Origin of the sequence: Solibacillus cecembensis (genome assembly GCF_050272495.1) — a bacterium.
GTDB classification, from domain to species: Bacteria; Bacillota; Bacilli; order Bacillales_A; family Planococcaceae; genus Solibacillus; species Solibacillus cecembensis.
In genome coordinates, this window is sequence record NZ_JBNNMF010000014.1 from 92,257 (window position 1) to 105,171 (window position 12,915).

Annotated in this window: 11 protein-coding genes; all 11 read right to left on the minus strand. The window is 37.5% G+C overall.

Annotation, left to right across the window (positions count from 1 at the left end):
* Positions 1-87: 87 nt before the first annotated feature.
* Complete coding sequence (locus ACQKIH_RS13620) at positions 88-1,353, minus strand: MFS transporter (RefSeq protein WP_427766845.1); 1,266 nt, start codon at positions 1,351-1,353, stop codon at positions 88-90.
* A gap of 435 nt (positions 1,354-1,788) precedes the next feature.
* Entirely contained in the window at positions 1,789-3,138 is a 1,350-nt protein-coding gene (locus ACQKIH_RS13625) for an FAD-binding oxidoreductase (protein ID WP_427766847.1), read from the minus strand.
* A gap of 140 nt (positions 3,139-3,278) precedes the next feature.
* Complete coding sequence (locus ACQKIH_RS13630; RefSeq protein ID WP_427766850.1) at positions 3,279-4,355, minus strand: YkvI family membrane protein; 1,077 nt, start codon at positions 4,353-4,355, stop codon at positions 3,279-3,281.
* A 100-nt stretch (positions 4,356-4,455) separates the two neighbouring features.
* Complete coding sequence (gene menC / locus ACQKIH_RS13635; RefSeq protein WP_427766853.1) at positions 4,456-5,562, minus strand: o-succinylbenzoate synthase; 1,107 nt, start codon at positions 5,560-5,562, stop codon at positions 4,456-4,458.
* A complete protein-coding gene (locus ACQKIH_RS13640; protein ID WP_427766855.1) occupies positions 5,549-6,370 on the minus strand; it encodes a GNAT family N-acetyltransferase in 822 nt (273 codons plus the stop codon). Before ACQKIH_RS13640 ends, menC begins: the two co-directional genes overlap by 14 nt.
* Entirely contained in the window at positions 6,367-7,494 is a 1,128-nt protein-coding gene (locus ACQKIH_RS13645) for an amidohydrolase (protein WP_427766857.1), read from the minus strand. The genes ACQKIH_RS13640 and ACQKIH_RS13645 overlap by 4 nt, the downstream gene beginning before the upstream one ends.
* A gap of 5 nt (positions 7,495-7,499) precedes the next feature.
* Positions 7,500-8,357 carry a MurR/RpiR family transcriptional regulator gene (locus ACQKIH_RS13650; RefSeq protein ID WP_427766860.1) on the minus strand — a complete coding sequence of 286 codons (858 nt, stop codon included), beginning with the start codon at positions 8,355-8,357 and terminating at the stop codon, positions 7,500-7,502.
* A gap of 463 nt (positions 8,358-8,820) precedes the next feature.
* Positions 8,821-9,495, minus strand: coding sequence for an ankyrin repeat domain-containing protein (locus ACQKIH_RS13655; protein ID WP_427766862.1), 675 nt, complete (start codon positions 9,493-9,495; stop codon positions 8,821-8,823).
* Between the two features lie 27 nt (positions 9,496-9,522).
* Positions 9,523-10,218 (minus strand): response regulator transcription factor, encoded by a 696-nt coding sequence (locus ACQKIH_RS13660; protein WP_427766864.1) that lies wholly within the window; start codon positions 10,216-10,218, stop codon positions 9,523-9,525.
* Between the two features lie 15 nt (positions 10,219-10,233).
* Entirely contained in the window at positions 10,234-11,685 is a 1,452-nt protein-coding gene (locus tag ACQKIH_RS13665) for a sensor histidine kinase (RefSeq protein ID WP_427766867.1), read from the minus strand.
* Between the two features lie 43 nt (positions 11,686-11,728).
* A complete protein-coding gene (locus ACQKIH_RS13670) occupies positions 11,729-12,709 on the minus strand; it encodes a DUF4822 domain-containing protein (RefSeq protein WP_427766869.1) in 981 nt (326 codons plus the stop codon).
* Positions 12,710-12,915: the final 206 nt, after the last annotated feature.

Consider the following 12,915-nt stretch of genomic DNA (forward strand, 5'->3'; position numbering starts at 1 on the left):
AATTAATTTATACTAAAAAACCAGAAACAAGAGATATGCTACAATTCTTGTTTCTGGTTTTTAAATTTTATAACTGGTCTTCTTATACTAATTCCAGTGTCCTGCTTTTTCTAGCTTCTTTTTCCCTCTAAATGCGAAGAAAATAGATCCCACATTTAAGATCAGCATGACAAAAATAGCATATAACACATACGTATAACTACCTGTTATTTCAAATATAAAGCCATATGCAGGTAACGCAACGATGCCCGCTACTGCTAATCCTGTTATGGCAAGTCCGTAAATTTGACTGAACTCTTTATTACCGAATAGTGCTGTTGTCAAAAGAGGTCCCAAAGTTCCGAGAGATGCAACAACAAATCCATAAAGACCGGTAGCGATTGTAAACATGATTGGATTTTCAGGAATCAGGATAAGAATGCCAACTGGAACTAGTCCTAAAAGCATCGCGGCAGTCGCTGTACTTCTCACACCTATTTTATCACTAAGGAAGCCGAAAAATAATGCGCCTATGACAACCCCTACCGACCAAGCACCCATCGCATTACCTGCAAACTTAATATCATAGCCTATACCCATCGCAAATGGCGCGACATGTTGGTTAAATGCGGCGATTGATGTATCAAAAAAGAAGAAAATTAGTAAAAAGATAAATGCACTCGATTTTTTCGCTACAGCCGTTGAAACTCCACTATTTGTTGTTGTAGAAACTTTCAATAGATCTTTTTGCTTCACATCTTCCATACCATATGGCTGTAAACCTTTTTGTTGTGGAGCCTTTCTAATCGTTATTAACACGATTGGAATAACAACTGCCATAACGCCAACACCTAAAATAATATACGTGCTTCTCCAACCCGCACTCGCAATTAAGTTACCCGCGACAGGTTGAAGGAAAGCACCTATTAAACCGCCTGCTGCCACCATAATACCGATAGCTAATCCTCTGTGCTTCTTAAACCAATTATTAATCAGTACAGGACCTGCTAATTGTGTAACTATTACAGAACCCATTGCCATTGGGATTGCAAACAAGTACCAACCCCATACCGAGTTCATTAAACCAAACATCGCAAAAGAGCCTGCCTCCAAAATAACTGCCGCTACTAAAAGAACTCTAATATTATATTTTGCAATTAGCTTTCCTGCAAATGGTAGCGATATCATTGTGACAATGGATGAAATACTAAAGTATAATGTTAAACTGCCCATTCCAATACCAAGATCTTCTGTAACTGACGTTAAAAATAACCCACCAGTCGTCATAATACCGCCTTTTGCTGCTCCGACCATTACAACTAATCCAAATAATACCCACCAAGCATAGTGGATTTTTTTCCATAACTCACTCATGATGACGTCCCCGATTCCTATATTTGACTTCTAGTTTTCATGCAAAATATTTCGTAATTTGAGAGAATACTTCAAATTGATTTATCTACAATTAAAAGAAAAGAATTCTCACTATTATAACTATTAATCACCTAGTTACTTTTCGTAACAATAATAAATAATAACCCTATGAGGATTATGTGTCAATAATATGAACTTTACTGATTTTACAAAAAAACGAACTTATTCAAGTTGAACTCAAAAAAACATACACTGGGGGCCAATTTTGACGATGTTTCTTACATAACCAAATCATTATTCCCCTTTTTATTAATACTCAAAACAAAAAAGCAGCATGCGAAGATATTTCTGCACTCTGCTTTCATGAAACTTTATATAATGAAAGAATACTCGAAAAACAACAATAACCGGATTTATCCTTTTTAAAATATTTTTTTAAAACCATTTCCTGTTCGGTGGAATACTTTGAGGAAACTGAAAGACATTTCTCGGATCAAATTTTGATTTAACTTCTCTCAGTCTTCTAAAATTTCGTCCATAGTATGCAGTTGGCCAATCTTTAATATAGCGGTCTGGAAAATTCACATAATCTCCCGCTGTATAAGGCGATAAAGTATTCCTCACTTGTTCAATCCAACGAATATTTTGCTTTTCTTCATCTGGGCATTTCCATATCGTCAAGTATTCTTGAGCAATGAGCGCATTTCGGTAGTAGTATGCGGTGCTATTTGAAGAGACCTGCCCTACCGCTCCTCTTAATGATTGTTGCCAAATAGATGCATTTTTATTTGGTGCGTTTGCTAGCAACTCTTTCATTTCGGTGATGGCTTTCCGCGGAAATAGTCTTTCAATAAATGATCCAGAGCGTTTGCGGGGGGCTGGTTGATTGCCGCTCGGTAAGTCAAAGAATTTAGCCGCTTTGATGTACGGCACTTCCTTAATCCAGAAATTCGTCGGGGAGCCCGTATTCCTTAAAGGTCTGAGGAGCTTTCTTAATTTGGATGGTGAACCTATAAAGATGCCTTGCGCAACAATTCCGCCTACTTTTTTTGATTTCAATTCAATTTGTGATGTGAGCCGTTCATCTGTAAAGGGTGCCCAACGTTGCCATGAATCAAAGGCAACTTCGAAATCCTCCCACCCCCATGTAATAGAGAAGAGTGACACATTTGCAATAGGGTGCAGCTTAAATGTAAGTGAAGTGACAATACCGAAATTTCCGCCTCCACCTCCGCAACACGCCCAAAACAATTCATGATTCTTATTTTGGTTTGCTTTAATGAGTTCGGCTCCTCCATGACTATTCGCCGTAACGATTTCAACTTCAATCAAATTATCACAAGTCAGTCCAAACGGCCGTGACAACATGCCAATTCCACCGCCTAGTGTAAGACCAACCAAACCCACACTGCTTTCAGTACCCGCTGGAATCGTCAGGCCATGTTCCCACAGTTCTTGATAAACTGCACCTATATTTGCACCTGCTTCGATTTTGGCCGTCATAGCTTTAGGATTTACCTCAATTTTATTCATTTCACTAACATCAATAATTAATCCCTTTGTTACTAACGAAAAATTTTCATAGCTATGCCGACCACTTCTAATGCGAAACGATTCATTCTTTTCTTGCACCCACCGCAATGCATTGATGACGTCCTTTGTTTTTTGGCAAAATACAATTTTACTCGGAAATTTTGGAATGCTTAAATTATTATTCGTCCTCGCCTGTTCATAGTTAGGATCTTCAGGGGTAACAATTCTTCCAGTTAGCTTCGCCTTCTTCAATTCATAACCTCTTTCTCAAATGATATTGCCCATATGTTACATACTATGCAACGACATAAGGAAAGTTTTTTAAGGTCCTATAAGCAAGTTAAACGAAGAAAAGCCCCGTCACGATTTAACTGGCGGGGTAAAACAAATGATTACATATTATTTACCGTGTTCAATTTGGCTATTTTTTTCGTTTTACGGAACCATGCAATCACGATTGTAATAATTAATGCAAATCCTAAATAGCCCATTGTTGAATATACTTTTCCAACCAATGTTGTAAAACCTACTAAACTAGCGAAAAAACCAAGTAATCCTACAAATACAACAGTAGGTTTAAATTTTTTGTCATCTGCGGCAACAAAGCGCACTGTAAATGAATAAAACATCCCAACTGCGGTATTGTACATCATTCCAAGAAGTGCGATAGCCATTAAAACTCCTACTACTGGATGAATGTTGTTAGCTAATTCAAGTGTAGGCATATCTACTCCTGCGACAACATCCATTTTCACATACATCGCTAAATTGATTAAAATGATTAAAGCTCCTAGCATAACACCTCCGAAAACACCGCCCATACCAGCTACTTTACGATCTTTTACTGTTCCACCCATTACAATCAACATCGCTGCACCTGCTGCTAGGTTATACGAAACATAAAGCAATGCACTGACAATCCAGTTAGATGCTGCCGAATTTTGTGTTTGGGCCATTTCATTTGCCTCTAAGATAGAAATATCCATTGTAAATAATGAATAGATTAATATAACAAAAATAATTGACATTAAGTATGGCGTAATTAAAGCTATTATATTAATAATATTTTTTACATTTAATAATAGCGTAATGATGGTTGCTACTACCATAATGACACTACCAATCATCGGATCAATTCCAAACATTTGCTGGAATGTAGAGCCCGCACCAGCAAACATAACAACGGCTACACCAAATAAGAAGAACGTAATTAAAATGTCTAATATTAATCCAATATAACGTCCACCTATGTAATAGATTACACCTTTATGCGACGTTGTTTGTAAATCCGAACCTAGCTGTGCAAGTGTCATACCTAAAAAGGCAAAGACGATCATAGCAATAATCGCACCAATCAACCCTTTAAGCCCGAAGCTTGTAAAATACTGCATAATTTCTTGTCCAGAAGCAAAGCCGGCACCGACAATAATCCCGACAAATGCGCCCCCTATTTGTATACTTTTCTTCATAAATTCACCTACTAAATTATTTTGTTATTTAAATATTCAGTTAATTTAGACCTAAATACATCCTTAAGCACCTGATTCGATACTTAAGGATTGTATGCCATCATTGATACGTTTTTTTCTCAACCGTATATGACTCTATTGTTTCAACGTTTACTTGATAGCCAATACCAGCTTGTTGTGGCACTGTAATATAACCATTCTCTGCTACAACTTCCGGCTCGATAATATCTTTTTCCCAGTAACGGTTTGAGCTCGCTGTATCACCAGGTAGGATGAAGTTTGTTAAGGTTGTTAATGCCACATTATGCGCACGTCCAATTCCCGATTCCAACATACCGCCACACCATACAGGAATTCCTTGTGCTTCACAGTAGTCATGGATCTTTTTCGCCTCTGTTAAGCCACCAACACGTCCAATTTTAATATTAATAATTTTTGTAGCCCCGATTTCAATCGCTTTTCGTGCATCCTCTAAAGAATGAATACTTTCATCCAAGCAAATTGGCGTCGTCATTTGCTTTTGTAACGATGCATGATCGATAATGTCATCCGATGCGAGCGGTTGCTCCACCATCGTTAAATTGAACTCATCCAATTGCTTTAATAATTCCATATCCGCTAAACGATACGCTGAGTTGGCATCAGCCATAATGGCAACACCTGGGAATGTTTCACGCAATGTACGCATTACCTCGATATCCCAGCCTGGCTTGATCTTAACCTTAATACGTTTATAACCTTCGTTGACATATTCATCTACAAGTGCGACTAAATCATCCATTGATTTTTGAATGCCGATACTAATACCGACTTCAATTTTATCTTTTTTGCCTCCAAGCGCAGCAGCAAGTGATTGATTCGTTTGCTGCGCATAGATGTCCCAAATTGCACCTTCGATTGTCGATTTTGCCATATTATTTTTACGGATTGGCTCAAAAATTTCGCTTACTGCATCTGGATGATTAATTTCCTTATTTAAAATAAGAGGTATTAAGTAATCCTCTAACATATGCCAGTTCGTTTTTAGCGTTTCCTCGTTGTACCAAGGAGAATGGAAAGCAACAGATTCACCCCAGCCGATAGTACCGCTTTCGTCCTTTGCCTCTAATACTAAAAAATCTTTATTTGAAAATGTGCCAAAACTTGTTGTGAACGGTGCTTTTAGTTTCATTTGTAAATGGCGAATTGTTATTTCAGTAATTTTCATATGTATTCCCTCCAAGTGCTAATGTTTCTTTTTTCACAAAAATGTAATCATTCCATTGTTCTCCAATTGCGATACGAACAGCTACATAGCCCTGCGAAAAAAGTGCTAAAAATGCTTTTCGTGTCATCATGCGCCAGTGCATTGCACAATCCGCGCTTGTTTGCTTTAATTGTTGGAAATCTTTCGGGACAGGTAGTGAATACGAATCATTTGTTAAATTTTCTAAAGGTTCTAGCTGTAAAGTAGGTAGCTCATTTTGATCGGTAGAAAATTGGCCTATTGGTCGTAAATTCACAATTTCTGGCTGTTGTTGCTGTTCTACATAATCTGAAGCTAAATGCCAGTGCACCTCAAAGCGATCTGATGGGAGCCCTTTATTGAAGCCATCTTGCATTTCACCGTAGCAATTTTCTAAATACGTGTCACAAATACCATTTAACTTAGTTAAGTTTAAATAGCCGTTGCGTGTTTCCAGTGGATCAAATGTCCAATGCATCATATTGTAACCTTTTGCTCGTGCAATTTGACGTTGCTCATGCTTCAGTTGCTCACCAATTCGCTGTGAACGATACGCTTCATCGATGCCTAACATATGCGAGCAAAGATAACTTTGGCCATTTTTTAATGCTGGAAAACCATAGCTAAAGCCAACTAATTTTTCACCATCAAACGCGCCAACGACAATGCCCCCATTTTTCACAGCCGTTAACGTTTGGTGCGTCGGAATTGGACTTATACCCCATACGCGCTGCTCTAGCTGTTGGACTTGCTCCATTTCTTGTAATGTTGTTAATTCCTTAATAATCATGCTTGTTCGCTTCCTTCTAATTGCTGATAAGCTAGTTGTATCGCTTTTGTAATAATTTGCGCTCCTACTGGTAGCTGTTTATGATTGAATGTCATTTGTGGATGATGCAATCCTGGCGATACCGCGCAACCAAGTCCTAACATCGTCGCTTTCAAGTTAGGCTTCGTAAACGTATAAAAATGAAAGTCTTCCCCGCCTGGCGTCACAATAGCCGGTGCACAATTCGTTACCCCAACCGTATCGGTGATTGCCTGCCTCATGATTTCTTCTGCGTCTTTATCTACCTGTGCAGCTACAATATATGCTGATACCGTCGTCTTAATCGAAGCCCCATACAAAAGGCTAATTGCATCGACAGCAATTTGGAAGCCAGTCGTTAATTTGTTCATCGTTTCATTTGTTTGTGCCCTAGCATCTATACTAAATGTTGCTGTGCCCGGAATAATATTTGTCGACGTCCCTCCACTCTGAATTTGCGTCATTTTTATGGAAGCGGACTCCGTTGGGCTAATCCAAATACGTTTTAGTGCATCTACCAGTGCTGCAGCTACTTCGATAGCATTAATTCCTTGCTCTGGTCTTGCACCATGTGCTTCTATACCTGTAATTGTGCCGGTAATCAGTTTGGCTGCCCCATGATAAAGTGCGGGGGCATGATGTCCGTCTGCTAACTCTACAAGCGGGCGAACATGTGAACCGAATAGGTAATTGAGCGGATCAATGACGCCTTTTTCGAGCATCGCCTTTGCCCCGGATGCTTTTTCCTCTGCCGGTTGGAAAATAATACGTACAGCTCCTGGAAGTTTCATTTCTTTTAATAACAACACGACTCCAATCGCCATTGTCATATGTCCATCATGTCCACACGAATGATTCGCTTGAAACTGTCCATCAATTTCTTGCCATAATGCATCCATATCTGTTCGGAATCCCACTTTCGGCTCACCTTGACCAATATCAACATATAAACCTGTCATATCAGAAAATTCAATTGGTTTTAAGCCTTCTTTTCGTAATAACTCTGCAATGTATTTTGTTGTGTTTACTTCCTGCCAGCTAATTTCTGGATGTGTATGTAAATAGTTAAATTCATTTTGTAGACGGGCTTGTAATTGCTCCTTCATGTTTATCATCTCCATCGATTTGCGATAAAACTAGATTGGAAATCGTCAAATTTTAACCGCTGTTCATTATAATAAGCTACGTCATGTGACATCATGCCAACTATTAAAGAATTCAAAAACGTCACAAGCGCAGGCATTAAATCAATTGTTGAGAGCTCCTTTTGTTCCAAAACAAAGCATGTATCAATCACTTCATGTAAAGGGGCAACATTAGAATCTGTTATCCCAATCACTTTAGCACCTCTTGACAATACCTCTTGTGCTAAATGCAAAGTGTCATTGTAATAACGATGTAAGGAAATAATGAGCACAAGTGAGGAATCATCTATTTCTTGTAGCTTCCGAATTAAGGCGCTTGTTTCCATCACAAGCAATTCCACATCCGGTCTTAGCATGTTCAGCGTATAGTGCAACCACTGTGCACCAAATTGTGAAGCGCCAACACCTGCAATGTATATTTTTTTCGCATCATGCATTGCTTTCGTCGTATTTTTAAAAAGTAGTTCATCCATTTGCTCAGCAATTTTGACAATTTTAGCACTCGATTGACGCATGACCTTTTCACAAAGCGCTGGTTCTTTAAATAGCACTTCTTTCGATGATACGTAATTTCCTAATGTACTACTTGCATAATCCTCTACTAAGAACTTTGTAATTTCTTTTTGTAGTTGTGCAAACCCTGTCAGCCCCACTGCATAACAAAATCGAATAACGGTTGTCTCACTTGTATTCGCCAATTGACCGATTTCAGCCGCTGCGTGCGTACTAATATACGCTGGATTATTTAAAACAACAGTAGCCACTTTTTGTTGAGACTTTGATAATTGATAAAAATGTTGCTCAATACGCTCTTTAATCGTCAATAAAAGAAGTCACTCCTTTATTTTTATCTTATTTGAAGTTTATACTTCGTTCGGGTATTACATAATTTAGCATGATTAAGTATGAATAGCAATTAGTTTTCTGAAATTTCTCAATTAAACAACAACTACACGTTTCCACAATTCCCGATAAAGCGTTTTCAAACAGAAAAAAGTACAAACAAGGAAGGAAAATCGCTTATTTGTACTTTTGAAATTTATTTTTATGCTTTAGGGACTTTTACAGAAATAGTTTTGATTTTCCCCCAACATTTGTATCCAAAAGCTTCATATTGTTTATGATTGAACAAAAAATACCAAAAACAAGATGAACGCAATCACTCCTGTTTTTGGTATTTTCAATTCTTTTAGTTAATTTTACTTTGTACAACTAGAAAGTTTTGGGCAACTGTATTTAAAACGAATGGGAAGAGATATCCCCCTGTTTTTCAACTAATAAAATGTTTCATTTCCTTTCCAACTGCTCGATCATCTCTGTATATCCTCTTTCTTTAGCGTAATCCAATGCTGTCATACCGTTGTTGTCACGAAGCTCTTTGTTCGCATTGTAAGCTAACAATTCCTGTACAATTTGTTGATATACTTTTGAACCGTCCGTTAATGCGACTGCTTCAATTAAGGCTGTATAACCAAAATTATTTTGATGATCCATATCCATCTTTCCGTCTACTAAAAGTAACTTTACATTCTCAAAATGTCCTTTTTCAGCAGCTGGGATTAAGGCATTGCCACCATAGCGATTGTACACTTGATGATCAGGTATTGTATTTTCTAGCATATAAGCTAAAATCTCGGTTTTACCTTGCGCGCCTGCATATAAATAAGGACTATCTTGAATCGCGTCCTGTTGGTTAACATCTGATCCTGCATCGATTAAAGCTTTTGCAATTTCAATGTAATTTTTATGCGTTGCAATTAACAATGGTGATTCGTTTTTTTCATTTGTTTCATTGATTGGGTATGATGTATCTTTTAATATGTCTTGTACTTTTTCTAGATTGTTCGCTTCAACAGCTTGAAGCAATTCACCTGGTTGATGTGCCATTTGTATTTCCTCCTCGTCATTACAGCCTGTTATTATGAATAAAAAGATAATAATTAAACCTTTAAAAAGTTTCAAATTAGAGCCTCCCTCCAAAAGGAGAAATCAATTATTAAAGCGATAACCGCTGCCCCAAATGGTTTCAATCGGTAATTCTGATAATTTACCTTTTTTTAACTTATCACGGATTCGCCCGACGTGGACAACAACAGTGAATACTTCACCATCCAAATCATCCATATACCATAATTGGCGAAAAAGCTGTTCCTTCGTCCATACACGATTAGGATGTTCCATAAAAAATACGAGTAAATCAAATTCCTTTGTTGTAAATGTACTTTCTTCACCGAGCACATAAACTTTACGCGCTGCCTTATCGACAACAATATTATTCATTTCGATATACTCAACCGCTTGACCAGCGCCTGTTAGCTGTTTGTAGCGTTTTATATGTGCTTGGACACGTGCAACCAACTCACTAGGGCTAAATGGTTTTGTCATATAATCATCCGCGCCTAAACCAAGGGCACGAATTTTATCAACATCTTCCTTTTTTGCTGACACAACCATGAGTGGAATATTTTTCACCTCGCGAATACGGCGACAAATTTCAAAGCCATTCATCGAAGGGAGCATTAAATCAATAACGATTAAGGCATAATCTTCATTTAATGCACAATTCACCCCTTCTAATCCATCCGTTACAATATCTGCTTCAATTGAATGAATTTCTAAATAATCTCGCTGCAATTCCGCAATGCTTAAATCATCTTCAATAATTAAAATCCGTGATGCTACCATTTCTCAACACTTCCTTTAAGCCTTTTCCAAAACAATGATTACAGATGTACCTTCATCTAATGTACTTTGAACTTTCACCTGACCATTATGTTTTTCAACAATTTGCTTTACAATCGCTAACCCTAAGCCACTGCCACCCGTTGTCGATGTTCGTGCTTCTTCCCCGCGATAAAAATGATCAAATACATAGGGCAATTTTTCCTCTGAAATACCTTGCCCATTATCTTTGACTATCAATTGCACTAAGCGAGACACAGTAATCACTTCCACAACAATTATTAATGGTTCCCTCGTCTTTTGAAACTTAATACTATTTTCTATTAAATTCGTAATTGCCCGATTCATATGCATTCGGTCAATTTGCACATGTACTTCCTCAGAAACCTGCAAGTCAATGCGAACCTGTCGATTGGATAATTGAAATTCTTCTACAACATGTGCTAGAAAATTTGGCAATGATGTGCGTTCAAAATGAAATGGTACCGCTTCTGCATCAAGCTTTGAATAGAGAAAAAGTTCCTCTATTAAATGATTTAAAGCAAGTGATTTGGAATGGATTGTTTTTAAATACTTTTCCTGCTTTTCAGGTGTTTCAGCAACACCTTCTTGCAAACCTTCTACATAACCAATAATAGAGGTAATCGGCGTTTTCAAATCATGCGAAATACTCGCCACTAATTCTTTTCGATTATTTTCAAGATTTTGCTGCTCTTCAATCGATACTAGTAAAGCTTCTCTCATTCGTTCAAAATTTACCATCAGCTGTTGTACTTCTTTTGCCGTATTTTCCGGCAAAATAGCTGTCTGCATCATCATGTCCCCATCTCGAATACCGGACATTGTTCGACCTAATTTTTCAATAGGTTGAATAATTGATTTTCGAATTTGATAATTTAAAAATAACATACCTGTAATCGAAACGAACAAGATAAGAACAATAACAAGCAGTCCCCATCTTGTCAGAAACTCGAGCAAGTTATTTTCCTTTTTTAATACTAGAATACTTCCTTTAGTTTGATCGCTATAATAAAAATCAAATTTAATGTAACGGAACATTCTACCTGCATTATCAATCGTGCCCTTTGTTTCAATATTATTTGAATCAAAATTAGGAAAATGCACAGTAAGCGACTTCTCCACTAGCTCCTCGGAGTAATATAAAATGTCCCGCCCCTTGCGAATCACAAGACCAAGAGATTGCTGTTCTAATTGCTGTAATTTATTTGGCATAGCCTCTTCTAATAGTTGGTCTGGCGTTCTTTTTGCGATATTTCGTAATTCTACATAAGCTAGCTCCTCTTCAGGGCTCAAAGAACGCTGCTTCGTAAAGGATTGATACAATGTTTTCGGCGTTGGTACGGACCCTGTCGTTACATAAAAAGCGATACATAAAATTAGGAGAATGGAGACGCTCGCAATAAAAATACCCCCAATATATGAAATGAGAAATCGATTTTTTATTGTCATTGTAGCCCCCCTCTCCCTAATTCTATATAAAAAATCATACCAATTAAAAGCTGAAATTCACATTTAATTCTCCATTATATGGCTCATGCTCTACAAAAATAGTCACTTCATTGCCTGCTGCATCTTTGCCCATACGCTTATAAGTAAACTTGCTGCCGTTTAATTCTGTGAGTTCTAAAGCTGCACCATATTTATTTTCACCGATCGAAACATGTGCTCGAACTTTGTTACTATTAATGACATCAAAGTAACCAAAGTCTCCACGACTCACGCCTGATTCAACGTCGAAAAATTCATATTGATTTGTTGTTGGGTCCCATTTAGCGATACTAATAAAGTTAGAATTGTGCTCAGTTACATCATTACCTTGCTCATCTAGAACTTTTATCCCCTGCCATACTGTTTCTCCTAAAATATCATCACCATCTACGTCCGTAATAATTGTGCCTGTCGTTGCCGTTAAATTTGGCATTGGATTTGTAAAGGCTAATTCTGTTTCATCATATGGAATATGCTCCACAAAGACTTCGATATCATTGCCAGTTGCATCTTTACCCATGCGCTTGTATGTGAAAATGTCTTCGTTTAGTTCCGTCATCTCCACAACCGCTTGATACTTCATCGTGTTTGAAATTAAAATTCGCTTCCCGCCATCATTTGTCATAAAGAATGTTCCTTCATCGCCACGTGTTTTCTTTGTAGCTGCATCAAAAAACTCATAACGACCAGTTTCAGCATCATATTTTGCTAAGCCAACAAAGTTTGCATTTTCCTTTGTTAAATCATTGTTGTCTTTATCATAAACCTTTGTTCCTTGCCAATTTGTACTACCGAGCATATTCATCATTTCTTGACCTTTTGAAACTTGGCTTTCTGTTTCAACTTGTGTTGTTTGTTCTGTTTGCTCAACTTGTTCCGTAGATTTAGTTGTCTCCTTTTCCGTTGCCGCCTCTCCGCTACATGCCGCCAAAATTGTTAATGAACTAAATACTACCAATGATGCAAATTTAAATTTTTTATTCATATTTGTTCTCTCCCTTTCATTTCTTATACTTCATTATGAAAGACAGTTCTAAACTGCTTATATCGCAAATATAAACAAATTATAAATTCGAAACGAATGAATTATCTCCCCTGCTCCAATAAGATAGTAGTATTTATTCGCATTCAAATAATTTAGAAAACCCAGCAACCTTTTCATGTTAAGGTTGCTGGGTTTTAATGTTATGT

Coding starts and splice junctions, on each gene's coding strand:
- ACQKIH_RS13670 (WP_427766869.1), bottom strand. CDS start 12,709: ATGAATAAAAAATTTAAATTTGCATCATTGGTAGTATTTAGTTCATTA.
- ACQKIH_RS13660 (WP_427766864.1), bottom strand. CDS start 10,218: ATGGTAGCATCACGGATTTTAATTATTGAAGATGATTTAAGCATTGCG.
- ACQKIH_RS13645 (WP_427766857.1), bottom strand. CDS start 7,494: ATGAAGGAGCAATTACAAGCCCGTCTACAAAATGAATTTAACTATTTA.
- ACQKIH_RS13630 (WP_427766850.1), bottom strand. CDS start 4,355: ATGAAGAAAAGTATACAAATAGGGGGCGCATTTGTCGGGATTATTGTC.
- ACQKIH_RS13620 (WP_427766845.1), bottom strand. CDS start 1,353: ATGAGTGAGTTATGGAAAAAAATCCACTATGCTTGGTGGGTATTATTT.
- menC (WP_427766853.1), bottom strand. CDS start 5,562: ATGAAAATTACTGAAATAACAATTCGCCATTTACAAATGAAACTAAAA.
- ACQKIH_RS13640 (WP_427766855.1), bottom strand. CDS start 6,370: ATGATTATTAAGGAATTAACAACATTACAAGAAATGGAGCAAGTCCAA.
- ACQKIH_RS13665 (WP_427766867.1), bottom strand. CDS start 11,685: ATGACAATAAAAAATCGATTTCTCATTTCATATATTGGGGGTATTTTT.